Below are 25,201 nucleotides of genomic sequence, written 5' to 3' on the forward strand. Positions count from 1 at the left end.
CAGGACACAAGGGCACGCCGACGACCACCGATAAGGGGCGGACAGCACGTGCCGCCCTCCCTGTCGACCCCCCGCGGGGTGTCGAACCTCACATGTGAAAACGAGCTCGGTGGCGCCGGAATTCAGCCATCGGCAACGGAGCGAATTCCCTCGGACACGGGCCGGTGGACCCGGGCACCGACGGCGGGAATTCCGCCCCTAACCTTTTTGCACCCTGGGTGAACGCCTAGAGCATTTCCGTCATCAGACCGCGCAGAAATGTCAGGTCCACGACTTCCAGGGAGGGGACGACGGTGCGTCGGACGGCCGGGGCGATCGGGGCCACGGAGGGCACCGCCACGACCTGGCAGCCCGCGGCCTCGGCGGCGGCGACCCCGGTCGCGGTGTCCTCGACGACGGCGCACCGCAGGGGGTCCACGCCGAGCCCGGAGGCGGCCGCCAGATACGGGTCGGGGTGCGGCTTGGTGCGCGGGACCTCGTCGCCGGCGACCGACAGCGCGAAGTGCTGCGGGCCCAGCCTGGTCAGCACCCGGTCGATGATGCGCCGGTGCGAGGCGGAGACGAGGGCGGTGGGGATCCGGTGCTCGGCCAGCTCGGCGAGCAGCCGCTCGGCGCCCGGCATCAGCGGCAGGGCGCCGTCGATGCGCTCCTCGAAGCCGTCGTTCAGCAGCACCGTCAGCTCGGCCAGGTCGATGTCGGCCCCGGTCGCCTCGATCAGGAACCCCGCGCTGCGGGTCATGGGGCCGCCGACCACGACATGGCGCCAGGAGTCGTCGAGGGTGTGGCCGAGGGAGGCGAAGACCTCGACCTCGACGTCCCACCAGAAGCCCTCGGTGTCCACCAGGGTCCCGTCCATGTCGAGGAGCACGGCCTGCAGGGCCGCGCCCCCGGTCGTCGGGCTCTGCCCCGTCCGGACGGTGCCGAGGGCCTGGGAAGCGGTTTCGGGCACAGGTACCGTACTGGTCATCCACATACCTCCTTGAGGGACGATCAGGCCGGTTCCCGTGCGGGGAACCGGCCTGCGGTGGACCGACCAGTGTACGTCGTGCGCGCCGCACCTGCCTCCTGACGCACACGGGCCCCGTGGCGGGGCCCTCCACGGCCTCAGCGGGCGTTGAAGTACTTGGCCTCCGGGTGGTGGATCACGATGGCGTCGGTGGACTGCTCGGGGTGCAGCTGGAACTCCTCGGACAGCTCCACGCCGATGCGCCCGGGCTCGAGCAGGTCGGCGATCTTGGCGCGGTCCTCCAGGTCCGGGCAGGCGCCGTAGCCGAGGGAGAAGCGGGCGCCCCGGTACTTGAGGGCGAACATGTCCTCCATCGCGGCCGGGTCCTCACCGGCGAAGCCGAGCTCGCCGCGCACGCGCGCGTGCCAGTACTCGGCGAGGGCCTCGGCGAGCTGTACGGACAGCCCGTGGAGCTCGAGGTAGTCCCGGTAGGCGTTGGCCGCGAACATCCGGGCGGTCTCCTCGCCGATCCGGGAGCCGACGGTGACCACCTGGAGGCCGACGACGTCGGTCTCGCCGGACTCCTCCGGGCGGAAGAAGTCCGCCAGGCACAGGCGCCGGCCGCGGCGCTGGCGCGGGAAGGTGAAACGGGTGCGTTCGTTGCCGGCCTCGTCGAGGATGATGAGGTCGTCGTCCTTGGAGACGCACGGGAAGTAGCCGTAGACGACGGCCGCCTCCAGCAGGTTCTCCGTCTGGAGCCGCTCCAGCAGTCCGCGCAGCCGCGGCCGGCCCTCGGTCTCGACGAGCTCCTCGTAGGTCGGCCCCTCGCCGGTGCGGGCCTGCTTCAGGCCCCACTGGCCCTTGAACAGCGCGCCTTCGTCCAGCCAGCTCGCGTACTCCTTGAGCTGGATGCCCTTGATGACGCGGGTGCCCCAGAACGGCGGGGCGGGGACCGGGTTGTCGGTGGCGACGTCGGAGCGCACGTGCCCGGTCTCGGGCCGCTCCTCGATCTCCACCGTGGCCGCACGGACCCGGCGCTGCCTCAGCTCGGGCAGCTTCGCACCGGGCACCCCGCGCTTGATGCCGATGAGCGCGTCCATCAGGCGCAGGCCTTCGAAGGCGTCGCGGGCGTAGCGGACCTCGCCCTGGTAGATCTCGTGCAGGTCCTGCTCGACGTAGGCGCGGGTCAGCGCCGCGCCGCCGAGGATGACCGGGTAGTCGGCGGCCAGTCCCCGCTGGTTGAGCTCCTCCAGGTTCTCCTTCATGATCACCGTGGACTTCACCAGCAGTCCGGACATGCCGATCACGTCCGCCCGGTGCTCCTCGGCGGCCTCCAGGATCGCCGAGACGGGCTGCTTGATGCCCAGGTTGACCACGTTGTAGCCGTTGTTCGACAGGATGATGTCGACGAGGTTCTTGCCGATGTCGTGCACGTCGCCGCGCACGGTGGCCAGCACGATGGTGCCCTTGCCCGCCTCGTCGGTCTTCTCCATGTACGGCTCGAGGTGGGCCACGGCCGCCTTCATCACCTCGGCGGACTGGAGGACGAACGGCAGCTGCATCTGGCCGGAGCCGAACAGCTCGCCGACCACCTTCATGCCGTCGAGGAGGGTGTCGTTGACGATGTCGAGGGCCTTGCGGGTCTCGAGGGCCTCGTCCAGGTCGGCCTCCAGGCCGTTGCGCTCGCCGTCGATGATGCGCCGCTTGAGCCGCTCCTCCAGCGGCAGCGCGGCCAGCTCCTCGGCCTTGCCCGCCTTCAGCGACTTGGCGGTGGCGCCCTCGAACAGCTGCATCAGCTTCTGCAGCGGGTCGTAGCCCTCGCTGCGGCGGTCGTGGATCAGGTCCAGTGCGGTTCGGACCTCTTCCTCGCTGAACCGGGCGATCGGCAGGATCTTGGAGGCGTGCACGATCGCCGAGTCCAGGCCCGCCTTGACGCACTCGTCCAGGAAGACGGAGTTCAGCAGGATCCGCGCGGCCGGGTTCAGGCCGAAGGAGATGTTCGACAGTCCCAGCGTGGTCTGCACGCGCGGACGGCGCCTCTTCAGCTCGCGGATGCCCTCGATGGTGGCCAGACCGTCCTTGCGGGACTCCTCCTGGCCGGTGCAGATGGTGAACGTCAGGCAGTCGACGAGGATGTCCTCCTCGCGGATGCCCCAGTTGCCGGTCAGGTCGTCGATCAGCCGCTCGGCGATCTCGACCTTCTTCTCCGCGGTGCGGGCCTGGCCCTCCTCGTCGATGGTCAGCGCGACCAGCGCCGCCCCGTGGTCCCTCGCCAGCCGGGCCACCCGCGCGAACCGGGACTCCGGGCCGTCGCCGTCCTCGTAGTTCACCGAGTTGATGACCGCCCGGCCGCCCAGCTTCTCCAGGCCCGCGCGGATCACGTCGACCTCGGTGGAGTCCAGCACGATCGGCAGCGTGGAGGCGGTGGCGAAGCGGCCGGCCAGCTCCTCCATGTCCGCCACACCGTCGCGGCCGACGTAGTCCACGCACAGGTCCAGCATGTGCGCGCCCTCGCGGATCTGCTCCCGCGCCATCTCCACGCAGTCGTCCCAGCGGCCCTCCAGCATGGCCTCGCGGAACTTCTTGGACCCGTTGGCGTTGGTCCGCTCGCCGATCGCCAGGTAGGAGGTGTCCTGGCGGAACGGCACGCTCTGGTAGAGGGAGGCGGCGCCCGGCTCCGGCCGGGGGTCGCGCTCGGGCGGGGTCACGTCCCGGACCCGCTCCACGAGCCGGCGCAGGTGCTCGGGCGTGGTCCCGCAGCAGCCGCCGACCAGGCTCAGGCCGTAGTCCCGGACGAAGGTCTCCTGGGCGTCGGCCAGCTCCCCGGGCGTCAGCGGGTAGTGCGCGCCGTCGGCCGTCAGGACCGGCAGGCCCGCGTTCGGCATGCACGACAGCGGTACGCGCGCGTGGCGGGCCAGGTAGCGCAGGTGCTCGCTCATCTCGGCCGGGCCGGTCGCGCAGTTCAGGCCGATCATGTCGATGCCCAGCGGTTCCAGCGCGGTCAGCGCCGCGCCGATCTCCGAGCCGAGCAGCATGGTGCCGGTCGTCTCGACCGTCACCGAGACGACCAGGGGCACCTCGTGCCCGGTGGCCTCCATGGCCCGGCGGGCCGCGATGACGGAGGCCTTGGTCTGCAGCAGGTCCTGCGTGGTCTCCACGAGCAGCGCGTCGGCGCCGCCGGCCAGCAGGCCCTCCGCGTTCTGCTGGTAGGCGTCGCGGATGGCGGCGAAGGTGGTGTGGCCGAGGGTGGGGAGCTTGGTGCCGGGCCCCATGGAGCCGAGGACCCATCGCTGGCGGCCGTCCCGGGCGCCGAACTCGTCGGCGACCTCACGGGCGATGCGGGCGCCGGCCTCGGAGAGCTCCATGACGCGTTCGGCGATGTCGTACTCGCCGAGGGCGGTGAGGTTGGCGCCGAAGGTGTTGGTCTCGACGCAGTCGACACCGGCGTCGAAGTACTCGCGGTGGACCGAACGGACGATGTCCGGGCGGGTCAGGTTCAAGATCTCGTTGCAGCCCTCGAGGTTCTCGAAGTCCTCGAGCGTGGGGTCCTGGGCCTGGAGCATGGTGCCCATCGCTCCGTCGGCGACCACCACACGGGTGGCGAGCGCCTCGCGGAGGGCGGACACACGGGTCCGGCTGTCGGCGGAAGGGGTCAGCGGCAACGAGGCCATGGAAAGGGCTCCCTCAGGTGCGACGGCTGTCGGCTTTGCGGCTGCCCGGAAGGTCCGGTCGTGGAGGTCTTCCGGCAGGACACACGACGTCAGGGTATCCGGGACCGCGCCCTGATGTTCGGGCAGTCCACGAGGCGGACGATGATGGCCGGGAGCCGACGTACGGAGTGCGGGCGGCGCAACGCGCCACGGCCGACCGTTGGCGGGAGGTCGGCATGGACCGGTAGTGTTCGGCATTGCCGAACAGCGGCAGCGGCGTCGCGGGCCGGCGGTCGAAGGGGACGGAGGCAGTACGGCGATGGCACGGAACATCCAGTCGCTCGAACGGGCGGCAGCGATGCTGCGGTTGCTCGCGGGCGGCGAGCGGCGGCTCGGCCTGTCGGACATCGCCTCGTCCCTGGGCCTCGCCAAGGGCACCGCCCACGGCATACTGCGCACCCTCCAGCACGAGGGGTTCGTGGAGCAGGACGACGCCTCCGGCCGCTACCAGCTGGGCGCCGAGCTGCTGCGGCTGGGCACCACCTACCTCGACGTGCACGAGCTGCGGGCGCGCGCCCTGGTGTGGACGGACGACCTGGCCCGCTCCAGCGGCGAGAGCGTCTACCTGGGCGTGCTGCACCAGCAGGGCGTGCTGATCGTGCACCACGTCTTCCGGCCCGACGACAGCCGGCAGGTCCTGGAGATAGGAGCCATGCAGCCGCTGCACTCCACGGCCCTGGGCAAGGTGCTGTCGGCCTACGACCCGGTGGCGCACAGCGAGGCCCTGGAGAACGAGCGCAAGGCGTTCACCGACCGCACGGTGTGCGAGGCGGACGCCTTCGAGCACCTCCTCGACCTCACGCGCGCGCGTGGTTACGCGGCGGACGTCGAGGAGACCTGGGAGGGCGTGGCCTCCGTGGCGGCCCCCATCCACGACCGGCGGCGCATGCCGGTGGGCGCGGTGGGCGTCACGGGCGCGGTGGAGCGGCTGCGCCGGGACGGCGAGCTGCGCCCCGAGCTGATCGCGGCGGTACGGGACTGCGCCCGCGCGGTGTCGCGGGACCTGGGCGCCGGACGGTTCTGAGCCCCGCGCGGGGCTCTGCCGCACGAGTGAGGGCCGGGGCGCCGTACGGCGCCCCGGCCCCAGCCGTGCCCCGAAACGGTCATATAGCCCGTTAGAGTGACAAAACAGATCCGGGATCGACCACCCGCGACGGTCAGTAACGATCGCGCTTTCGACAACCAAACTCTTGACGCACGTGGGACGCCCCGCGAGACTCCCGTCCATCGGTCGGCATTGTCGAACACTTACCGGCAATACGCGTTAGAGTGTGACAACGCCAAGGGCCGGCATCGCTCTCACCCCTGAGGGCGCCGATCCCCGGTGGGACCCGGGGTTCGGCTCTCTGGACGAAGGACAAAGGAGTCGCGGGTGTCCAGCTCCGACATCTTCATCGGCGAGACCATCGGTACCGCCGTACTCATCCTGCTCGGCGGCGGTGTGTGCGCCGCCGTGACCCTGAAGGCCTCCAAAGCGCGCAACGCCGGCTGGCTCGCCATCGCCTTCGGGTGGGGCTTCGCCGTCATGACGGCGGTGTACATCGCCGGTCCGCTCTCCGGCGCCCACCTCAACCCGGCCGTGACCGTGGCGCTCGCCGTCAAGGACGGCGACTGGAGCAACGTTCCGACCTACTTCGCCGGAGAGTTCCTCGGCGCGATGATCGGCGCGGCTCTGGTCTGGCTCGCCTACTACGGCCAGTTCCAGGCGCACCTGACCGACAAGGAGATCGTCGGCGGCCCGGGCGCGCAGGCCACCACCGCCAAGGCGGTCGAGGCCCGGGAGAAGGGCGCCGGCCCCGTCCTCGGCGTCTTCTCCACCGGTCCGGAGATCCGGAACACGGTGCAGAACCTCACGACGGAGATCATCGGCACCGTCGTCCTGCTGCTCGCCGTGCTCACCCAGGGCCTGAACGACGCGGGCAACGGCCTCGGGGTACTGGGCGGCCTGATCACGGCGCTCGTGGTCGTCTCCATCGGTCTGTCGCTGGGCGGCCCGACCGGTTACGCCATCAACCCGGCCCGCGACCTCGGTCCGCGCATCGTGCACGCCCTGCTGCCCCTGCCCAACAAGGGCGGCTCCGACTGGGCCTACGCCTGGGTCCCGGTGGTCGGTCCGCTGATCGGCGGCGCCCTCGCGGCCGGCATCTACAACGTCGCCTTCGCCTAGGCGACCGGTTCGCCCCGGACCCCGCATCCCGCAGAAGCGCCGTACGCACAGCCCCCAACCAAGGAACTCCAGGAGCACACCGTGACCGACGCCCACACCGCCGGCCCCTTCATCGCCGCCATCGACCAGGGCACCACCTCCTCCCGCTGCATCGTCTTCGACCGCGACGGGCGCATCGTCTCCGTCGACCAGAAGGAGCACGAGCAGATCTTCCCCAGGCCGGGCTGGGTCGAGCACGACGCCACCGAGATCTGGACCAACGTCCAGGAGGTCGTCGCCGGGGCCGTCGAGAAGGCCGGCATCACCCGCGACGACATCAAGGCCATCGGCATCACCAACCAGCGCGAGACCACCGTGCTGTGGGACCGGAACACCGGTGAGCCGGTCCACAACGCCATCGTCTGGCAGGACACCCGCACCGACACCCTCTGCCGCGAGCTCGCCCGCAACGTCGGCCAGGACCGCTTCCGCCGCGAGACCGGCCTCCCCCTCGCCTCCTACTTCGCCGGCCCCAAGGCCCGCTGGCTGCTCGACAACGTCGACGGCCTCAAGGAGCGCGCCGAGGCGGGCGACATCCTCTTCGGCACCATGGACACATGGGTCATCTGGAACCTGACCGGCGGCACCGACGGCGGCCACCACGTCACGGACGTCACCAACGCCTCCCGCACCCTGCTGATGAACCTGCACACCATGCAGTGGGACGAGAGGATCGCCGAGTCCATCGGCGTTCCCACCGCGATGCTGCCGGAGATCCGCTCCTCCGCCGAGGTCTACGGCGAGATCAAGGGCGGCAAGCTGGGCGACCTGCTCGGCGGCATCCCGGTCGCCTCCGCGCTCGGCGACCAGCAGGCGGCCCTGTTCGGCCAGACCTGCTTCTCCGAGGGCGAGACCAAGTCGACGTACGGCACCGGCACCTTCATGGTGATGAACACCGGCGACAAGGTCATCAACTCCTACAGCGGGCTGCTGACCACCGTCGGCTACCAGATCGGCGGCCAGAAGCCGGTCTACGCCCTGGAGGGCTCGATCGCCGTCACCGGCGCGCTGGTGCAGTGGATGCGCGACCAGATGGGCCTGATCTCCACCGCCGCCGAGATCGAGACGCTCGCGCTCTCGGTCGAGGACAACGGCGGCGCCTACTTCGTGCCGGCCTTCTCCGGCCTGTTCGCCCCGTACTGGCGCTCCGACGCCCGCGGTGTGATCGCCGGCCTGACCCGGTACGTCACCAAGGCGCACCTCGCGCGCGCCGTCCTGGAGGCCACCGCCTGGCAGACGCGGGAGATCGCGGACGCCATGATGAAGGACTCCGGCGTGGAGCTGACCGCCCTCAAGGTCGACGGCGGCATGACCTCCAACAACCTGCTGATGCAGACGCTCGCCGACTTCCTGGACGCCCCCGTGGTGCGCCCGATGGTCGCCGAGACCACCTGCCTCGGCGCCGCCTACGCCGCCGGCCTCGCCGTCGGCTTCTGGAGCAGCACCGACGACCTGCGCGCCAACTGGCGCCGGGCCGCCGAGTGGACCCCCCGCATGGACGCGGAGATCCGCGACCGTGAGTACAAGAACTGGCTCAAGGCCGTCGAGCGGACCATGGGCTGGCTCGAGGACGAGGAGTAAGACCCGACATGACCACTCAGTCCACCCTGCAGTCCGTGCCTGCCCTGGGGACGCACCCGGCGTCCGGCTCCAACCCGAGCCGCGCCGAGACCCGGGAGCAGCTTTCCAAGGCGTCGTACGACCTTCTCGTGATCGGCGGCGGCATCCTGGGCATCTCCACCGCCTGGCACGCCGCGCAGTCCGGCCTCAGGGTGGCTCTGGTGGACGCCGGCGACTTCGCCGGCGCCACCTCCTCCGCCTCCTCCAAACTGCTCCACGGCGGTCTGCGCTACCTGCAGACCGGTGCGGTGAAGCTGGTGGCGGAGAACCACTTCGAGCGCCGTGCGGTCTCCCGGCAGGTGGCCCCCCACCTGGCGAACCCGCTCACGTTCTACCTCCCCGTGTACAAGGGCGGGCCGCACGGCGCGGCGAAGCTCGGGGCCGGCGTCTTCGCGTACTCGATGCTGTCGGCCTTCGGCGACGGCGTCGGGCACCTGCTCTCCCCCGCCAAGGCGCAGGCGGACGTGCCGGAGCTGCGCACCGAGAACCTGAAGGCCGTGGCCGTGTACGGCGACGACCAGATGAACGACGCGCGCATGGCGCTGATGACGGTCCGCGCGGCCGTCGACGCGGGCGCGACCGTCCTCAACCACGCCGAGGTGACGGGGCTGCGCTTCACCAGGGGCCGGGTCACCGGTGCCGAGCTGCGCGACCGCCTCTCGGGCGAGGAGTTCGGCGTCAACGCCCGCCTGGTGCTGAACGCGACCGGACCGTGGGTCGACCACCTGCGCCGCATGGAGGACCCGGACGCGGCGCCGTCCATCCGGCTGTCGAAGGGCGCGCACCTGGTCCTGAAGCGGACCTCCCCGTGGAAGGCCGCGCTGGCCACGCCGATCGACAAGTACCGGATCACCTTCGCCCTCCCCTGGGAGGACATGCTGCTGCTCGGCACGACCGACGAGGAGTTCGAGGGCGACCCGGCGGACGTCGCGGTCAACGACGGGGACATATCCCAGATCCTCGACGAGGCCGCGTTCTCCATCCGCGACCAGCAGCTCGACCGCGATCTGATCACCTACGCCTTCGCGGGTCTGCGGGTGCTGCCGGGCGGCCCCGGGGACACGGCGAAGGCGAGGCGGGAGACGGTCGTCACCGAGGGCCGGGGCGGGATGCTGTCCGTCGCGGGCGGCAAGTGGACCACCTTCCGCCACATCGGCCGCACGGTGATGAAGAAGCTGGAGTCCCTGCCGGGCCACCCGCTGGGCGACGGCTTCGAGCCGGTCTCCTCGCTGCCGAAGAAGCTGCCGCTGCCGGGTGTCGCCAACCCCCGCGCGGTCGCCCACCGGCTGCTGGTCGACGGCCCCGCGCCCGGCCCGCGCATGGCCGCGGACACCGCCAGGCACCTGGCCACCCACTACGGTTCGCTGGCCTTCGACATCGCCCGCCTGGCGAACGAGGACCCGGCGCTGGCCCGGCGCGTCCACCCGGACGCCCCGGAGATCCGGGCACAGGTCGTCTGGGCCCGCGACCACGAGTGGGCCGAGACCGTCGACGACGTGCTGCGCCGCCGCACCACCCTGACGATCAGGGGCCTCGCCACGGACGAGGTCCGGGCGGACGTCCAGGGGCTGCTCGACGGGAAGTGACCGCGAGGGTCCCGGCTCCCCCGCACGGCAGCAGGTACGGGGAGATGCGGGGAGAGGGGCGGCTCCGCGCCGACGGAGCCGCCCCTCTCCCCTGCGCGCCCCGAGCCGCGGGCCCTCGGCGGCCCGGATCACCGGGGGTGTTTCCCGGTGCCCGGCGGGGCAGTGTTGGGGCACTCCCCCTGCGAGGGGGCTGCGGACGCCCCCCGGGAACGCCGTAAGGTTGGGACGTACGCGAGGGCACGTCGGAAGGAGGCGCTGGGTGATCGAGCTCGAGGGGGTTCCCGAGCTGATCGACCCGGTCATGGTGGCCGCGTTCGAGGGCTGGAACGACGCCGGGGACGCCGCCTCCACCGCGGTCGCGCACCTGGACAGGGAGTGGAAGGGCCAGGTGTTCGCGGCGCTGGACGCCGAGGACTACTACGACTTCCAGGTGAACCGGCCCACGGTGTTCATGGACGGCGGGGTGCGCAAGGTCACCTGGCCGACGACGCGGCTGTCGGTGGTCCGGGTCGGTGGCGAGAAGCCGCGCGACCTGGTGCTGGTCCGCGGCATCGAACCGTCCATGCGGTGGCGCTCGTTCTGCAACGAACTCCTCGGCTTCGCGCACGAACTCGGCGTGGAACTGGTGGTCGTCCTGGGCGCTCTGCTCGGGGACACCCCGCACACCCGTCCGGTTCCGATCAGCGGGACCACGTCCGACCCCGACCTGGCCCGCCGCATGGATCTGGAGGAGACCAAGTACGAGGGCCCCACGGGCATCGTCGGCATCCTCCAGGAGGCGTGCACCCACGCCGGCGTCCCGGCGGTGTCGCTGTGGGCGGCGGTCCCGCACTACGTGTCGCAGCCGCCCAACCCGAAGGCCACCCTGGCCCTCCTCAACCGCCTCGAGGACCTGATCGACGTGCGCATCCCGCTGGGCGAGCTGCCCGAGGACGCGCGCGCCTGGCAGGTGGGCGTGGACCAACTGGCCGCGGAGGACAGCGAGGTCGCCGAGTACGTCCAGACGCTGGAGGAGGCCCGGGACACCGCCGAGCTGCCGGAGGCGTCGGGCGAGGCGATCGCCCGCGAGTTCGAGCGCTACCTGCGGCGCCGTGACGGGGCGTCGGGCCCGCCCGGCGGGCACGCCACGGCCGACGGCGGCGACGGCACCTCGTACCTGCGGGACAACCCGGGTCCGCGGGACGGCCCGGGCGGCCGTTCCCGGCCGCCGCGGCCCCCGAAACCGGACAAGGGCGACGAGGACCCGTCGGAGGACTGAAGCGCCGGCCCGGCGGGGACAGGACCGAAGGAACAGGGGCGCCCCCTCCGAGGAGGGGGCGCCCCTGTCGTGGTCGCGGGCGGTCTACAGCGCGACGCCGAGCAGCGCGTCCACCGCGCGGGAGACGACGCCGGTGGCGCCCGGGTCCGTGCCGCCGCTCTCCTCCTGGAGCAGGACCCAGCGGTCGACGGCGGCCAGCGCGGCCGGGGCGTCCAGGTCGTTCGCGAGCGCCTCGCGGATCTCCTCGACCAGCGCCTCGGCGGGCGGGCCGTCGGGGCGGGAGACGGCGGCCCGCCAGTGTCCGAGGCGGGTCACGGCGTCCTGGAGGACCTGATCGGTCCACTCCCAGTCGGCGCGGTAGTGGTGGGCGAGCAGCGCCAGCCGGATGGCGGCCGGGTCGACGCCGTCGCGCCGCAGCCGGGAGACGAAGACCAGGTTGCCCTTGGACTTGGACATCTTCTCGCCGTGCAGGGCGACCATGCCGGCGTGGACGTACGCCTTGGCCATGGGGAACTCGCCGGTGAGCACCTGGGCGTGGGAGGCGCCCATCTCGTGGTGCGGGAAGATCAGGTCGGAGCCGCCGCCCTGGACGTCGAAGCCCATGCCGAGGTGCTCGAGGGCGATGGCCACGCACTCGATGTGCCAGCCGGGCCGGCCCCGGCCGAGCGAACCGCCGTCCCAGCTCGGCTCGCCCTCGCGGGCGGCCATCCAGAGCATCGGGTCGACGGGGTTCTTCTTGCCCGGACGGTCCGGGTCACCGCCGCGCTCGGCGGACAGCAGCCGCATGGCGGCGGCGTCGAGGTGCGAGACCTGGCCGAAGTGCGGATCGGACTCGACGGAGAAGTAGATGTCGCCCTCGAGCTCGTAGGCCGCGCCGAGGTCGCGCAGCCGTTCGACGAGCGGGACGATGCCGGGTATGGCCTCCACGGCGCCCGTGTAGTGCCGCGGCGGCAGCATCCGCAGGGCGGTCATGTCCTCGCGGAAGAGCGCGGTCTCCTGCTCCGCGAGGGCGGCCCAGTCGAGGCCGTCCCGCTCGGCCCGCTCCAGCAGCGGATCGTCGACGTCGGTGACGTTCTGGACGTAGTGCACCTGCCGCTTGGTGTCGAGCCACACGCGCTGCACGAGATCGAACGCGTTGTAGGTCGCCGCGTGTCCGATGTGGGTGGCGTCGTACGGCGTGATGCCGCAGACGTAGATACGGGCGACGGGACCGGGGGCGAGGGTGACCGGGCCACCGGTCGCGGTGTCGTGGATCCTCAGGTCGCGGCCCTGACCAGGCAGGGCGGGGACCTCGGAAGCGGGCCAGGCATGCATGCCTCGAGCCTAACCGGACCGCGGTTCGGTATACGAACCGGAGCGGGCCGGTTGACCGGGAAGGCGCTCTTGCGCGGCGCCGCCCGGTGTGCTCACCGGTCCGGTCAGACCGGCGGCCAGGGGATCGCCGGCCACTGTCCGCCGGGTTCCGGATGGGTGCCGGTGGCGATCAGCGACTCGACCCGCGCGCGGGTGGCGTCGATCTCCGCGGGGGTGATCAGCGCGCCCAGCCGGGCGGCGAGCGCGCCACCGTCCGTGAGAGCCTTCCTGAGGCCCTTGAGGACGTCGAGCGCCTCCTCCGTCAGCGGCTCCCCCGCCCAGCCCCACAGCAGGGTGCGCAGCTTGTCCTCGACGTTGAAGGTGACCCCGTGGTCGATGCCGTACAGCCGGTCCCCCGCGGCGGGCAGCAGGTGCCCGCCCTTGCGGTCGGCGTTGTTGATCACCGCGTCCAGCACGGCCAGCCGGCGCAGCCGTTCGTCGTCGGCGTGCACGAGCAGCGCGGTGCGGCCCTCACCGACCTCCGCGAGCCCGATCGCCCTCCAGCCCGGCCCGGGCTCCTCCCCGTCCACCAGGGCGAGCAGCTCCGCGCCCGGCACCGTCTCGACCCACAGCTGGCACATGCCCTCGCCGTACGGGCCGTCGCGCAGCACGGTGGGGGGCACCAGCCCCCAGCCGGTCGCCTCGGAGACCTCGTACGCGGCGACCTCGCGCCCGGCGAGCGTGCCGTCGGGGAAGTCCCACAGGGGCCGCTCCCCGGCGACCGGTTTGTAGACGCACGCGGCCTCGCGGCCCCCGTGCGTCACGGTGCAGTACAGCGCCGCGTTCGACGCCTCACGGATGCGTCCGCGCACGGTCAGTTCGCCCTCGGCGAGCAGGGTGGCGGCAGCCGGGTCGGTGGCCGTCACGCTCCGCGGCGGTATCCGTTCTGGCGCGGACATACGTGTCCTTCCGGATCGAGCGGGAGGCTGCACAGCGGGCACGGCGGCCGCCCGGCGTTGACGACGTCGAGGGCGCGCTTGGCGAAGGCCCGGGCCTGCGCGCCGGTGAGCCGGACGCGGAGCATCGGGGGCCCGTTCTCCTCGTCCTGGAGCAGCCGTTCCTCGGCCTCGGCGAGGTCCTCCTCGGATTCGGCGTCCAGTTCGACGAGGGCCTGGGCCTCGACGATCATGCGCTGGTCCTCACCGTCCCAGGCGAGCGCCATGGTGCCGACGCGGAACTCCTCCTCCACGGGGGTGTCCAGCGGGGCGGTGTCGGTGATCTCGGTCGGTGCCATGGCGGGGACCGCGGCGCTGCCGCCGCTGCGGCGCACGACCTCGTCGAGCAGTTCGTCCATGCGCTCGGCGAGTGCCGCTACCTGGGTCTTCTCCAGGGCCACGCTGGTCACCCGGGAGCCGGCGGAGGCCTGGAGGAAGAACGTACGGCGCCCTGGCAGTCCGACCGTACCGGCCACGAAACGTTCCGGTTGGTCGTAGAGGAACACCTGACGGGACACGTCCTGATCTCCATTGAGAGTCGTGGGAACGGGCTGTTCGAACGGGGGCGCGCTGCTGCGACCGCTTCACCCTACTGCGGCAGACGATCACGGTGCGCCCGCGTCGCCCCCGACCGTGGCTTCGTCGGCGGGCGGTTCCTCGCTCGGCGCCAGGGACGCGAAGTCGCCGGTGTCGCCGAGACGGACGAGAAAGGGCCGCAACCGTGTGTAACGGATCACGGTGATGGAACACGGTTCCACAGAAATCCGCTGGAAGAGGTCGAGATGAAGTCCGAGTGCGTCCGCGACGAGGGACTTGATGATGTCCCCGTGCGAGCACATGAGGTACACGGCGTCGGCGCCGTGATCGCGCTCCACGCGCGCGTTCCACTCGCGCACCGCCTCGGCGGCGCGGGTCTGCATCGCGCGCATGGACTCCCCGCCGGGGAACGCCGCCGCCGACGGGTGGGCCTGCACCACCTCCATCAGGGGCTCGTCCTTGAGCTCGGCGAGCTTGCGTCCGGTCCAGTCGCCGTAGTGGCACTCCCCGATCCGTTCGTCGGTGTGCGCGCTCAGGCCGGGGTGGGCGTCGAGCAGCGGCCGGACGGTCTCCTGGCAGCGCTGCAGCGGGCTGACGACGATCTCGCTGAGCGGCAGCTCGGCGAGCCGTCCGGGCAGTGCGGCGGCCTGCGCGGCCCCGCGGTCGTCGAGGGCGACGCCGGGCGTCCAGCCGGCGAGCAGTCCCTCGGTGTTGGCGGTGGAACGTCCGTGCCGGACCAGGAGCAATGTGGGCATGCGGCCCAGGGTAGGCGCACTCGCACGTGCGGTGTCCGTCATACGAAGGGAGATCACGCTCCGTGATAGTCGACTGTGCCATTTATCGGGAGGGACACCGGTCGGAGGGGCCCGAGGACTTCTCCGACGCGCTGGCGGAGGCGCGGTCGGCGGGGGGTTTCGTCTGGATCGGGCTGCACGAGCCCACGGAGGACGAGTTCGCCCTGGTCTCGCAGGAGTTCGCGCTGCACCCGCTGGCGGTCGAGGACGCCCTCAAGGCGCACCAGCGGCCCAAGCTGGAGGTGTACGACGACTCGCTGTTCCTGGTGCTCAAGCCGGTGGAGTACGAGCCGAACAGCGACACCGTGTCCTCCGGCGAGATCATGGTCTTCCTCGGGGACGCGTTCGTGGTGACCGTCCGGCACAGCGGGGGCGCGCCGCTCAAGGCCGTGCGGAGCAGGCTGGAGCGGGAGCCGGAGCTGCTGGGCAAGGGGCCGACGTCGGTGCTGTACGCGATCGCCGACGCCGCCGTCGACCACTACCTGGAGGTGGCGACCGAGCTGCAGAACGACCTGGAGGAACTGGAGGCCGAGGTCTTCTCCCCCGACGGGGGCGGCTCGCGGCACACCGCGTCCCGGATCTACAACTTCAAGCGGCAGATCCTGGAGTTCCGCCGCGCGACCGGACCGCTGGCGCTGCCGATGACGCGGCTGGCGGGAGTGGGCACGTTCGGGATGCACGTGCCCTTCGTGGAGGAGAAGGCACAGCCCTTCTTCCGTGACGTGCACGACCACCTCACCCGCGTCAACGAGTCCGTGGAAGGGCTGGACCGGCTGGTCTCCGACATCCTCTCGGCGCACCTGGCGCAGATGAGCGTGCGGCAGAACGACGACATGCGGAAGATCTCCGCGTGGGCGGCCATGGCCGCGGTCCCCACGATGCTCGCGGGGATCTACGGCATGAACTTCGCCCACATGCCGGAGCTGCGGTGGGTGTGGTCGTATCCGGCGGTGATCGCGGTGATGGCCGTGCTGGAGGTGCTGCTGTACCGGTTGTTCAAGCGGCGGGGGTGGATGTAGCCGGCCGCGCGTCCGGCGGTGGCGTCAGGCGAACTCCGGGGCCGCGCTCGCGGGGCCCCCGAGCGCGTCGCGGCGCTCGGGCGTCCTGAGCGAGACCATGCGGCGCCAGCCGCCCAGGCGCTCGTAGGCGTACACCGCGTGGATGCCCGCCGCGAGGACCGCCGCCCTGGCCCTGGACCAGCCGAGGATGCGGCCCATGCGGGCCATCACCGCGAGGCTGACGTCGCGGTGGACGCGGATCTCCGCGAGCGCGCACGCCCGCAGGGTGCGCTGGATGGCGCGCCCGTGCCCGGCGTGCGCGAGGCGCAGGAGTTCCTCGTGGCAGTAGGCGAGGTGGTTGTCCTCGTCGTGGGAGATCATTTTGACCGCGCGGCCGAGTTCGGGGTGGTCGGCGAAGTGCTTGCGCAGGAGTTCCATCTGCTCGGAGGCGCGCTGTTCGGTGACCCTGCTGTGCGCGAGGTAGGTGACGATGTCCTGCACGGTGAGGGGTTCGTCGCGCTGGAGCCGGCCGTGGGCCAGGCCGATGCCGCCCCGTTCCAGGAGCATCGTGTAGTCGGTCTCGGGCGGGACCGGAACGGGCTCCAGACCGCGCTTGCTCATCAGGGCGTTGAAGATGCGGCCGTGCTTGTCCTCGTCGGCGCCGTGCCTGGCGATCTTGGGGGCGAGTGCGCGCTGGGCCTCGGGGACGAGCGCGGCGATGCGGGCGTTCTCCCAGCCGCCCTGGGACTCGCCGCTCGCGGCGATGGAGCAGAACAGGGCGAAGGACTCGTCGTGGTCGAGGATCTCCTGGAACAGGCTCTTGGCCGAAAGCATGGTGGGCACCCTCTCCGCAGGCTTCCGCGTGCCGCTGGCTCCGCACGTTCGCAAAGAACGAGTCAAGTGCGAGGAGGGGGGCGCTGCAACAGGTACGCCGGACGACTCCGCCGAAAGGGGGACCCGCGGGGGGACCCGGAGGCGTACGCGGGGCGGGCGTAACCCCGGGGGCCGGTCCGCGTTGTGCTGCGTGACGGCCGTGGCGGGGAGGACCCCCGAGCCCCCACCACGGCCGCGGACGTCACTGGGCGAGACCGGCGCGTTCCAGGGCCTCGGTGCCGGCGCGGAGGGAGGCGAGGCGCTCGTCGAGCGTGAAGCCGGCCGGGGCGAGGGTGAGGGTGGTGACCCCGGCGGCGGCGTAGGCCTTCATCCGGTCGGCGATGCGGTCGACCGAGCCGAGGAGGGTGGTGGAGTCGATCAGGTCGTGCGGTACGGCGGCCGCCGCGCCCTGCTTGTCGCCGGACAGGTACTTGTCCTGGATCTCGGCGGCCTCCCGCTCGTAGCCCATGCGCCCGGCGAGCTGGTTGTAGAAGTTCTGCTTGCGGCTGCCCATGCCGCCGACGTACAGCGCGGTGTAGGGGCGGAAGGTGTCGGCGAGCGCGGTGACGTCCTTGTCGTCGCCGACGGCGAGGGGGACGGTGGGGCAGATGTCGAAGCCGTCGAGGGTCTTGCCGGCCTTCTCGCGGCCCGCGCGCAGGTGCTTGACGGCGGTGTCCTCGAGGTGGTCGGCGGAGGGGAAGATCAGCAGGGCGCCGTCGGCGATCTCACCGGTCTGTTCGAGGTTCTTGGGGCCGATCGCGGCGATGTAGAGCGGGATGTGCTCGCGCTGCGGGTGCACGGTGAGCTTGAGGGGCTTGCCGGGGCCGCCCGGCAGGGGGAGGGTCCAGTGCTCGCCCTCGTGGGAGAGGCGCTCACGGGTCATGGCCTTGCGGACGATCTCGACGTACTCGCGGGTGCGGGCGAGGGGCTTGTCGAACTTGACGCCGTACCAGCCCTCCGAGACCTGCGGGCCGGAGACGCCGAGGCCGAGGCGGAAGCGGCCGCCGGAGAGGGAGTCGAGGGTGGCGGCGGTCATCGCGGTCATCGCGGGCTGGCGGGCGGGGATCTGGAAGATGGCCGAACCGACGTCGATGCGCTCGGTCCGGGCGGCGACCCAGGCGAGCACGGTGGCGGCGTCGGACCCGTAGGCCTCGGCGGCCCAGCAGACCGCGTAGCCGAGGCGGTCCGCCTCCTGCGCCACGGCGAGGTTGTCCGCGTCCATCCCGGCGCCCCAGTAGCCGAGGTTGATCCCGAGCTGCATGGCCGTCTCCTCTTACCGATCAGTAACGTCGCTTGTGCGCAGACCCTATACCTCCGGCCGCCGGGCGGGGACGCGCGCGGGGCGCCCGCGGTGCGGCGGGGGCGCGCGGAGCGCCCGCGGCCCCGTCGCGGGCCGGGGCCGGCGCGGCCGGTCACCGCCGCACCTCGGAAATCCGTTGTCCACAGGCCCCCCTGTTCCGGGGCCCGGCCAGTAATCTCGGCGTTCATGGAGCAGAGGCATCTCGGCCGTACCGGCCTGCGCGTGTCCCGGATCGGGCTGGGGACCCTGACCTGGGGGCGGGACACCGACGAGCACGACGCCGCGGACCTCTTGAAGACGTTCTGGGAGGCCGGCGGGACCCTCGTCGACACCGCGGACGTGTACGGCGACGGGGAGGCCGAGTACCTGCTCGGGAGGCTGATGGAGGGGCTGGTGCCGCGCCGGGACCTGGTGATCTCGACGAAGGCCGGGAGCGTGCCGGATCCGGACCGCCGGTTCGACGGCTCGCGCGGGCATCTGCTCTCCGCGCTGGACGCCTCGCTGGCGCGGCTCGGCACCGACCACGTCGACTTGTGGCATGTCCACGCCTATGATCCCGACACCCCGCTGGAGGAGACGCTCCAGGCCCTGGACATCGCGGTCGGCAGCGGACGGGCCCGCTACGCCGGTGTGTCCAACTTCTGCGGGTGGCAGCTGGCCAAGGCGGCGACCTGGCAGCTGGCCGCGCCGGGGGCGCGGGCCCGGCTGGCGAGCACGCAGATGGAGTACTCGCTGCTGCAGCGGGGGGTGGAGCGGGAGGTGCTGCCCGCCGCGCTCGACCTGGGGATCGGGCTGCTGCCGTCCTCGCCGCTCGGGCGGGGCGTGCTGACCGGCAAGTACCGGGGCGACACCACTCCGTCGGACTCGCGCGGCGCCTCGGAGCACCTGGCGCCGTTCGTCGCGCCGTACCTCGACGACCCGGCGAGCCGGATTGTGGACGCGGTGACGACGGCGGCGGACGGACTCGCCGTGACCGCGCTGCAGGTGGCGCTCGCCTGGGTCCGGGACCGGCCCGGCGTGGCCGCCCCCATCGTCGGCGCGCGCAACGCGCAGCAGCTCACGGCGGCGTTGTCGGTGGAGGCCCTTAGTCTTCCTGACGAGATCTGCCGGGCGCTCGACGACGTGTCGGCGCCCGTGCACCGCTATCCCGATCACGACTGGAGCACGCTGTGAGCACGGAGCCGTCCGAGAACCCCGAGGCCACGGAGGACGCCGAGCCGGGGACGCCGGGCGCGGACGAAGCCTCCGACGAGGGTGCGCAGGTGTCCGAGGCCGAGGCCGAGCTGCGCGCCCAGCAGCTCGAGCGGGAGCGCATCGAGCGGCGGAAGGCCGAGAAGCAGGGGCCGATCGAGGCCGGCGGCAAGCTGAGCGGCAGGGCGGCCGACCTCCTCGCCGCCGTGCGGGCCGTGGAGAGCGGGGGGAGGCCGGCCGCCGCGGTGTTCGAGGAGGCGCCCGCGGCGCCGCGCCGGCCCGCTCCCGAGCCGGTGCGGCGGGCGCCGGAGGTTTCCGGCGAGGCGGTTCCCGCCCCCGGCGTCGTCGCGGGGGTGCGGGAGGTGCTGGCGCAGGGGGGTGCACCCGAGGGGCTCGCCGTTCAGGCCGCCGGTGTGCTGGGCGAGGAGGGCGCAGCGGTGCTGCGCGCCGACCCCTGGCAGTTGCTGCGGGTGGCCGGTGTGCGTCCCGGGCAGGCCGACGGGTTCGCGCGGGCGCTGCTCGGCGCCGGGGCCGGGCCGGACGACGAGCGCCGGGGGCGGGCGGTCACCGTGTGGCTGCTGGAGCAGGCGGCGCTGGCCGGGCACACCGCCCTGGAGATGTCCGCCCTGCTGGAGGCGCTGGAGCGGCAGGGAGTGCCGGATCCCGAGGGGACCGTGCAGAACGCCCTCTCGGAAGGGGACGTCCTCGTCTTCCAGGACGCGGTGGCGGAAGCCGGGGCTCCGGCTCCGCAGGGGGCTCCCGCTCCGCAGGAGGAGGACGCGGAGCGGCCGGTCCGGGTGCTGGTGGGGCTGGAGCGGTACGCGCTGGCCGAGGAGAGCCTCGCCGACGGTCTGGCCCGGCTGATCGTCTCCGCGCCCGGGCGGGACGGCTCGGACGAGGACTGGGAGCGGGCCGCCGCCGCGGCGCAGGGGTCCGCCGCCGAGCTGGTCCGGGCGGTCGCCGGGCACGGGCTCGTGCTGCACACCGGTGGGGATGCCTCGCTGGCCGAGCCGGCGGCGCTGCTGGACGCCGCGCACGGCATGGGGCTGCGCGCCTGGGCCGCCACGCACGGTCCGATCGGGCGGGCGCGGTTCGCGGCGCTGGTGGAGGGGCCGGGGGTCGCCACCGTCGCCGGGCTGCTGTCCGGTGCCGAGGGGCCGGGCCGGGACGCCGACGGGGCGCTCGACGTGGACCTGCTCGTCGTGCTGGACGCCCCGCAGCTGGACGTCGAGACGGCCGCCCTGGTCACGGAGTCGCTGCCGGACGGTGCCCGGCTGGTGCTGGCCGGCGATCCGGGGGTGCTCTGGTCCGTGGGTGCGGGGCGGGTCTTCGCGGACCTGCTCGCGGCGCGGCTCTGCCCGCAGGTCGCCTCCCGGCGGCCGGATCCCGGGCCGCTGGGCGAGCTGGTCTCCGGGATCGGCGTCGGCGAGCTGAACCAGGTGGAGGCGCCCGGCAAGGAGGTCGTGATCGTGCCGGTGCGGGACGCGGGAGAGGCGGTGCACCGGACCGTGCAGCTCGTGGCGGACTCGGTGCCGCGGGCGATCGGCGTGCCGGCCGAGGAGACGCAGGTGATCACGCCGGGGCACGGCGGTGCGGTGGGCACGCGTGTGCTGAACGCGGCGCTGAAGGAGCGGCTCAATCCGGGGCCGGGGCGGTTCGGCGGATTCGACCCGGGCGACCGGGTCGCCCACTCCCCCGCTCCGGGGCGTACGCTGCCGGGCCGTGTGGTGAAGGCCGACGGCGAGGGGCTGCACCTGCTGTGCGGGGACGAGCGGATCGTCGTGCCGAGGGAGCGGGTGGAGCAGACCGTGCGGCACGGGTGGGCGCTGACCGCGCACCAGGCGGTGGGCTGCCGGTGGCCCGCGGTCGTCGTGGTGCTCCCCGGTGACGCCGTTCCCGCGCTGAGCCGGCCCTGGGTGTACACGGCGTTCGGCCGGGCCGACCGGCACCTGTCCGTGGTGCACGGTGTGGAGCAGGCCCTGCCGCGTGCCGTGGCCGAGGTGGCGGCGAAACCGCGGACGACCCGGCTGCCGGTGCTGCTGGCGCCGCAGGTTCCGGCGGCGGACGGCTGAGCCCGGGCCGCCGGGTGCGGCGGTGACACCCGCGTGCCACCGCCGCCGGGAGGACGTGGTCAGCGGTCCGCGTCGAGCGGCTCCAGGTCCTCGTCCTCGTCCAGCACCGGATCCAGTGCGTCCTCGAGATCGTCGTCGGTGTCGTCGTCGAGGTCGTCGTCGAAGACCGCGCTGACGTCGAAGCGGCAGACGACCCGCTGCGGGTCCACCTCCTCGAAGGGCGCCTCCAGCCACTCACCGGGTTCGGCGGGTTCGTCCGATGCCGTCACCCAGAGCGTGGAGTCGCCCTCCTCCAGGCCGAACTCCTTGTGGCGGGAGGCGATCTCGTCCGGTTCGTACTCGCCGAACAGCAGGCCGAGCGCGCCGTGGACGGTGCCGGAGGCCACCGCGTCCTCGTCGTCCGCCGCCTCGATCCGCTGGGCGTGGGCGAGCAGCCGCTGCGGCTCGGCGACGGCGTAGTCGCGGCGGATCAGGACACTGAGCGCGCTCGGTTCCTCGGGGCCGGTGTAGGGCGGCAGCTCGTCCTCCCCGCCGGGGATCTCGAAGGGCGTGACCTCGTCATAGCGGTCGTAGAGCAGTTCGTCGTACGCCTCCGCGGCCGCGGCGAGCCGGTTGAACGCCTCGTGGACGGCCGGGTCGTCCTCCCCCGACCTGCGCTCGACCGCGGCCAGGTGGCGGTCGAGCGCGGTCTTGACCGCCTCGGCGGCGGCGCGTACCTCGGCAGCGGTGGGCTGCTCAGCATCAGACATAGTGCAGACGCTATCCGTACCGGGGGCCGGACCGCACAATAGATGCGATGCCGGAATACGAATTTGTCGACGTGCACGTGCCGCGCGGGGTCTCCCGCAAGGAGACGGCACGTCTGCTGACGGACCACGCAGAGTACGGTCACTGGGAGTTGTACCGCCTGACGCTGATGCGTGACGGCAGCCGCAGGGTGCGGCTGCGGCGGCGGATCATCCGCCAGGTGCGCGCCACCTGGTGAGTCCGGGCGACCCGAGAAGGATCACGGAACGGAGCGGGCCCCGCGGTCGCGGGGCCCGCTCCGTGTGTCCCGCGTCACGCAGCGGCCCGCGCCTTGCGGTAGAGGACCGCGCCGGCGAGCAGCGCGCCCGCGCCGACCGGCAGGACCAGGCCCACGGGCAGCTCGCTGCCGGTCTGTGCGAGCTGGACGTCGGTCCGGGGGGCGGAGTGGGCGATCGGCCGGTTGCCCTCCGGGGTCCGGTCGCCCGGTGCGGCCGGCTCGTCGCCGGGGCGCTCGGGGCTGCCCGGCTCGGCGGGGGCCTCCGGCTCGGCGGGCTGTCCGGGCGTCTCCTGGCCGGGGCCGTTCGCGCAGTCGTTGCCCACGGCGGCATTGCCGACGCCGATGAGGTCGACGCTGTTGCCGCAGACGTTCACCGGGACGTGCACCGGTACCTGGACGTGGTTGCCGGAGGCCACACCGGGTGAGCCGGTGGCGTGTCCGCCGGCGTACGCCCCGTCGTGGTCACCGGTGTGCGCTCCTCCCTGATCACCGGCGTGCGCCCCGCCGCGGTCGCCGGAGCCGCCGTGTCCGTCCGCCGGGGAGCCGCCCTGGTTGGCACAGGCGTTGCCCACGGACGGGTTGAGGACGCCGACGACGTCGACCGTGTTGCCGCACACGTTGACGGGCACGTGCACCGGAGCCTGCACCGAGTTCCCGGAGAGCACGCCGGGCGAGCCCGCGGCGGTGCCCTGCGCGCCGGAGTCGGCGTGGGCGATCCCGCCCGCGGCGGCGAGCACGCCGGTGGCGGCCGCCATGGTCATCAGACCCTTGCGGGTGACCTGTCGCATTGCTGAAATCCCTGCCTTCGACCTGGTGCCGGGAATTCCGTTCCGGCGGATTCCCGGTGTTCCGACGTTCTTCAAGAACCGGCCGACCCCGGAGCGCATGGCGCGCGCTCCGGGGCCGACGGGCTCAAACCCTCAGAGGGCATGCCCTAAAGGGCGAGGCACAACGTCACTGGTTGATGCAGGTGTTGCCGAAGGTGGGGTTCAGCAGCCCGATCACGGAGATCGTGTTGCCACAGGCGTTCACGGGGACGTGGATGGGGGCCTGAATCACGTTGCCGGACACGACGCCCGGGGAGTGCACGGCGGCACCCTGGGCACCCGAGTCGGCGGCGGCCAGACCCGCGCCCGCGAGAACCAGTCCACCGGTGGCAGCCGCGACCGCGACGACCTTCTTGATCATTGTTCCTCCTTATTCGCAAGGCGATCCCGAGCTGAGGATCACACCACGGGTAACGAGGAGGGACTAATGAGGCTACGAGCTTATGGTCGCATTCACCCTTCCCAGTCAACTCCGCACGCCTGCACGATTATGGGAATGCGCGGGGCGCCGTTCAGGACGCGTCCAGGAAACGGTCGAGCACGCGCACGCCGAACTTCAGGCCGTCCACCGGCACCCGCTCGTCGACGCCGTGGAACATGCCCGCGAAGTCCAGCTCCGGGGGCAGCTTCAGCGGCGCGAAGCCGAAGCAGCGGATGCCGAGGTCGTCGAAGGACTTGGCGTCGGTGCCGCCGGAGAGCATGTACGGCACGGCCCGCGCGATGGGGTCCTCGGCGCTCAGCGCGCTCTGCATGGCGTCGACGAGCCGGCCGTCGAAGTCGGTCTCCAGCGCCTTGTCGGCGTGCACGTCCTCCCGCTTCACGCGCGGGCCGAGGATCCGGTCGAGGTCGGCGAGGAACTCCTCCTCGTAGCCGGGCAGGAAGCGGCCGTCGACGTGGGCGGTGGCCTGGCCGGGGATGACGTTGACCTTGTAGCCGGCGCCGAGCATGGTGGGCGCCGCCGAGTTGCGCAGCGTGGTGCCGATCATGCGGGCGATGCCGCCGAGCTTGGCGAGGGTCTCGTCCATGTTCTCGGGGTCGAGTTCGGTGCCGAGCGCGTCGGAGAGCTCGTCCAGGAAGGCCCGCACGGTCTTGGTGACCCGCACCGGCCACTGGTGCCGGCCGAGGCGGGCCACGGCCTCGCACAGCTCGGTGATCGCGTTGTCGTCGTTGGTCATCGAGCCGTGGCCGGCCGTGCCGTCGACGGTGAGCCGCATCCAGTGCATGCCCTTCTCGGCGGTCTCGACGAGGTAGAGGCGCAGCTTCTCGTTGACGGTGAAGGAGAAGCCGCCGACCTCGCCGATCGCCTCGGTGACGCCCTCGAACAGCTCGGGGTGCTCGCGGACGAGGTACTTGGCGCCGTAGGTGCCGCCGGCCTCCTCGTCGGCGAGGAAGGCGAGGACGACGTCGCGCGGGGGCTTGCGCCCGCTGCGCAGCCGGTCGCGGACGACCGCGAGGGTCATCGCGTCCATGTCCTTCATGTCGACGGCCCCGCGCCCCCACACGCATCCGTCGGCGATCTCGCCGGAGAAGGGGTGGTGGGTCCAGTCGTCGGCGTTGGCCGGTACGACGTCGGTGTGGCCGTGGATCAGCAGCGCGGGCCGGGAGGGGTCCTCCCCCTCGATCCGGGCCACCGTGGAGGCGCGCCCCTTGTGCGACTCGAAGATCTTCGGTTCGAGCCCCACCTCGGCGAGCTTCTCGGCGACGTACTCGGCCGCCTCGCGCTCGCCGGGGCCCGAGTGGTCGCCGTAGTTGCTGGTGTCGATCCGGATCAGCTCGCGACAGAGGTCCACGACCTCGTCCTCACCGGTGACGCTCCTGGCCGGGTCCGTCTCGCTCACGTGCTTCCTCCCGCTGTCACTGCTGGTGGGTCCCCCTCATCCTCCCTCCCCGCGGCGCGGGCCCCAAGACCCGGCCCGGGCCGCCACGCGGTGTGCACGCGGAGACCGGCGGGGACGGGGTGATCGAGTCACC

General features: G+C 72.4%; 21 protein-coding genes. 9 read left to right on the forward strand and 12 right to left on the reverse strand.

Annotated features, from left to right (window positions below; all coding sequences use genetic code 11):
* Window positions 1-226: 226 nt before the first annotated feature.
* Both CP969_RS09245 and metH read right to left on the reverse strand, forming a co-directional pair.
* Window positions 227-967: an HAD family hydrolase gene (locus CP969_RS09245; protein ID WP_004990252.1), complete on the reverse strand. Its 741-nt coding sequence runs from the start codon at window positions 965-967 to the stop codon at window positions 227-229.
* A gap of 137 nt (window positions 968-1,104) precedes the next feature.
* The gene (gene metH / locus CP969_RS09250) at window positions 1,105-4,617 is read right to left on the reverse strand and encodes a methionine synthase (protein ID WP_004990250.1); all 3,513 of its coding nucleotides are present in this window, start codon (window positions 4,615-4,617) and stop codon (window positions 1,105-1,107) included.
* 298 nt (window positions 4,618-4,915) lie between these two features.
* Here metH and CP969_RS09255 point away from each other — a divergent pair, with 298 nt between their 5' ends.
* The 5 genes from CP969_RS09255 (at window position 4,916) to CP969_RS09275 (ending at window position 11,326) form a co-directional block, all read left to right on the forward strand.
* Window positions 4,916-5,680 carry an IclR family transcriptional regulator gene (locus CP969_RS09255; RefSeq protein ID WP_004990246.1) on the forward strand — a complete coding sequence of 255 codons (765 nt, stop codon included), beginning with the start codon at window positions 4,916-4,918 and terminating at the stop codon, window positions 5,678-5,680.
* A 348-nt stretch (window positions 5,681-6,028) separates the two neighbouring features.
* Window positions 6,029-6,823 (forward strand): MIP/aquaporin family protein, encoded by a 795-nt coding sequence (locus CP969_RS09260; RefSeq protein WP_016826985.1) that lies wholly within the window; start codon window positions 6,029-6,031, stop codon window positions 6,821-6,823.
* Between the two features lie 81 nt (window positions 6,824-6,904).
* Window positions 6,905-8,443, forward strand: coding sequence for a glycerol kinase GlpK (glpK, locus tag CP969_RS09265; protein ID WP_004990242.1), 1,539 nt, complete (start codon window positions 6,905-6,907; stop codon window positions 8,441-8,443).
* An 8-nt stretch (window positions 8,444-8,451) separates the two neighbouring features.
* Window positions 8,452-10,068, forward strand: a complete 1,617-nt coding sequence (locus CP969_RS09270; protein ID WP_016826984.1) for a glycerol-3-phosphate dehydrogenase/oxidase — start codon at window positions 8,452-8,454, stop codon at window positions 10,066-10,068.
* Between the two features lie 259 nt (window positions 10,069-10,327).
* Window positions 10,328-11,326 carry a PAC2 family protein gene (locus CP969_RS09275; RefSeq protein ID WP_004990238.1) on the forward strand — a complete coding sequence of 333 codons (999 nt, stop codon included), beginning with the start codon at window positions 10,328-10,330 and terminating at the stop codon, window positions 11,324-11,326.
* Window positions 11,327-11,410: 84 nt separating this feature from the next.
* Here CP969_RS09275 and mshC read toward each other — a convergent pair whose 3' ends face one another.
* From mshC to CP969_RS09295, 4 genes are all read right to left on the reverse strand, one after another.
* Window positions 11,411-12,640, reverse strand: a complete 1,230-nt coding sequence (gene mshC / locus CP969_RS09280) for a cysteine--1-D-myo-inosityl 2-amino-2-deoxy-alpha-D-glucopyranoside ligase (RefSeq protein WP_004990235.1) — start codon at window positions 12,638-12,640, stop codon at window positions 11,411-11,413.
* A 104-nt stretch (window positions 12,641-12,744) separates the two neighbouring features.
* Window positions 12,745-13,578, reverse strand: a complete 834-nt coding sequence (locus CP969_RS09285) for an SCO1664 family protein (RefSeq protein ID WP_078495439.1) — start codon at window positions 13,576-13,578, stop codon at window positions 12,745-12,747.
* The gene (locus CP969_RS09290) at window positions 13,542-14,132 is read right to left on the reverse strand and encodes a DUF3090 domain-containing protein (RefSeq protein ID WP_004990228.1); all 591 of its coding nucleotides are present in this window, start codon (window positions 14,130-14,132) and stop codon (window positions 13,542-13,544) included. The genes CP969_RS09285 and CP969_RS09290 overlap by 37 nt, the downstream gene beginning before the upstream one ends.
* Window positions 14,133-14,219: 87 nt before the next feature.
* Window positions 14,220-14,906 (reverse strand): histidine phosphatase family protein, encoded by a 687-nt coding sequence (locus tag CP969_RS09295; protein WP_004990226.1) that lies wholly within the window; start codon window positions 14,904-14,906, stop codon window positions 14,220-14,222.
* Between the two features lie 62 nt (window positions 14,907-14,968).
* Here CP969_RS09295 and corA point away from each other — a divergent pair, with 62 nt between their 5' ends.
* Window positions 14,969-15,964, forward strand: a complete 996-nt coding sequence (gene corA / locus CP969_RS09300) for a magnesium/cobalt transporter CorA (RefSeq protein ID WP_016826981.1) — start codon at window positions 14,969-14,971, stop codon at window positions 15,962-15,964.
* 24 nt (window positions 15,965-15,988) lie between these two features.
* Here corA and CP969_RS09305 read toward each other — a convergent pair whose 3' ends face one another.
* Both CP969_RS09305 and CP969_RS09310 read right to left on the reverse strand, forming a co-directional pair.
* Window positions 15,989-16,777, reverse strand: a complete 789-nt coding sequence (locus CP969_RS09305; protein ID WP_004990221.1) for a hypothetical protein — start codon at window positions 16,775-16,777, stop codon at window positions 15,989-15,991.
* A 241-nt stretch (window positions 16,778-17,018) separates the two neighbouring features.
* A complete protein-coding gene (locus CP969_RS09310) occupies window positions 17,019-18,077 on the reverse strand; it encodes an LLM class F420-dependent oxidoreductase (protein ID WP_004990220.1) in 1,059 nt (352 codons plus the stop codon).
* A gap of 225 nt (window positions 18,078-18,302) precedes the next feature.
* Between CP969_RS09310 and CP969_RS09315 the strand changes: the two genes are divergently transcribed.
* The gene (locus CP969_RS09315; protein ID WP_016826980.1) at window positions 18,303-19,289 is read left to right on the forward strand and encodes an aldo/keto reductase; all 987 of its coding nucleotides are present in this window, start codon (window positions 18,303-18,305) and stop codon (window positions 19,287-19,289) included.
* Window positions 19,286-21,379, forward strand: a complete 2,094-nt coding sequence (locus tag CP969_RS09320; RefSeq protein WP_016826979.1) for a helix-hairpin-helix domain-containing protein — start codon at window positions 19,286-19,288, stop codon at window positions 21,377-21,379. The genes CP969_RS09315 and CP969_RS09320 overlap by 4 nt, the downstream gene beginning before the upstream one ends.
* Window positions 21,380-21,438: 59 nt before the next feature.
* On the opposite strand, the gene CP969_RS09325 is transcribed toward CP969_RS09320, so the two are convergent.
* Window positions 21,439-22,128, reverse strand: a complete 690-nt coding sequence (locus CP969_RS09325; RefSeq protein WP_016826978.1) for a hypothetical protein — start codon at window positions 22,126-22,128, stop codon at window positions 21,439-21,441.
* Between the two features lie 47 nt (window positions 22,129-22,175).
* Between CP969_RS09325 and CP969_RS09330 the strand changes: the two genes are divergently transcribed.
* On the forward strand, window positions 22,176-22,364 hold the full coding sequence (locus CP969_RS09330) for a DUF5703 family protein (RefSeq protein ID WP_026085313.1): 189 nt from the start codon (window positions 22,176-22,178) through the stop codon (window positions 22,362-22,364).
* Between the two features lie 74 nt (window positions 22,365-22,438).
* On the opposite strand, the gene CP969_RS34435 is transcribed toward CP969_RS09330, so the two are convergent.
* The 3 genes from CP969_RS34435 to CP969_RS09345 all read right to left on the reverse strand — a co-directional run bounded on the left by CP969_RS34435 (window position 22,439) and on the right by CP969_RS09345 (window position 25,068).
* Window positions 22,439-23,191 (reverse strand): chaplin, encoded by a 753-nt coding sequence (locus CP969_RS34435; protein ID WP_016826976.1) that lies wholly within the window; start codon window positions 23,189-23,191, stop codon window positions 22,439-22,441.
* A 166-nt stretch (window positions 23,192-23,357) separates the two neighbouring features.
* A complete protein-coding gene (locus CP969_RS09340) occupies window positions 23,358-23,591 on the reverse strand; it encodes a chaplin (protein WP_004990211.1) in 234 nt (77 codons plus the stop codon).
* Between the two features lie 151 nt (window positions 23,592-23,742).
* Window positions 23,743-25,068, reverse strand: coding sequence for a M20/M25/M40 family metallo-hydrolase (locus CP969_RS09345; protein ID WP_004990208.1), 1,326 nt, complete (start codon window positions 25,066-25,068; stop codon window positions 23,743-23,745).
* Between the last annotated feature and the right edge of the window lie 133 nt (window positions 25,069-25,201).

The organism is Streptomyces viridosporus T7A (assembly GCF_008704515.1).
Lineage (GTDB): Bacteria > Actinomycetota > Actinomycetes > Streptomycetales > Streptomycetaceae > Streptomyces > Streptomyces viridosporus.

Excerpts from the sequence above, each read along its gene's own strand:
- CP969_RS09245 (WP_004990252.1), bottom strand. The coding sequence starts at position 967 with ATGACCAGTACGGTACCTGTGCCCGAAACCGCTTCCCAGGCCCTCGGC.
- metH (WP_004990250.1), bottom strand. The coding sequence starts at position 4,617 with ATGGCCTCGTTGCCGCTGACCCCTTCCGCCGACAGCCGGACCCGTGTG.
- CP969_RS09255 (WP_004990246.1), top strand. The coding sequence starts at position 4,916 with ATGGCACGGAACATCCAGTCGCTCGAACGGGCGGCAGCGATGCTGCGG.
- CP969_RS09270 (WP_016826984.1), top strand. The coding sequence starts at position 8,452 with ATGACCACTCAGTCCACCCTGCAGTCCGTGCCTGCCCTGGGGACGCAC.
- mshC (WP_004990235.1), bottom strand. The coding sequence starts at position 12,640 with ATGCATGCCTGGCCCGCTTCCGAGGTCCCCGCCCTGCCTGGTCAGGGC.
- CP969_RS09285 (WP_078495439.1), bottom strand. The coding sequence starts at position 13,578 with ATGTCCGCGCCAGAACGGATACCGCCGCGGAGCGTGACGGCCACCGAC.
- CP969_RS09295 (WP_004990226.1), bottom strand. The coding sequence starts at position 14,906 with ATGCCCACATTGCTCCTGGTCCGGCACGGACGTTCCACCGCCAACACC.
- CP969_RS09305 (WP_004990221.1), bottom strand. The coding sequence starts at position 16,777 with ATGCTTTCGGCCAAGAGCCTGTTCCAGGAGATCCTCGACCACGACGAG.
- CP969_RS09310 (WP_004990220.1), bottom strand. The coding sequence starts at position 18,077 with ATGCAGCTCGGGATCAACCTCGGCTACTGGGGCGCCGGGATGGACGCG.
- CP969_RS09315 (WP_016826980.1), top strand. The coding sequence starts at position 18,303 with ATGGAGCAGAGGCATCTCGGCCGTACCGGCCTGCGCGTGTCCCGGATC.
- CP969_RS09325 (WP_016826978.1), bottom strand. The coding sequence starts at position 22,128 with ATGTCTGATGCTGAGCAGCCCACCGCTGCCGAGGTACGCGCCGCCGCC.
- CP969_RS09330 (WP_026085313.1), top strand. The coding sequence starts at position 22,176 with ATGCCGGAATACGAATTTGTCGACGTGCACGTGCCGCGCGGGGTCTCC.
- CP969_RS34435 (WP_016826976.1), bottom strand. The coding sequence starts at position 23,191 with ATGCGACAGGTCACCCGCAAGGGTCTGATGACCATGGCGGCCGCCACC.
- CP969_RS09340 (WP_004990211.1), bottom strand. The coding sequence starts at position 23,591 with ATGATCAAGAAGGTCGTCGCGGTCGCGGCTGCCACCGGTGGACTGGTT.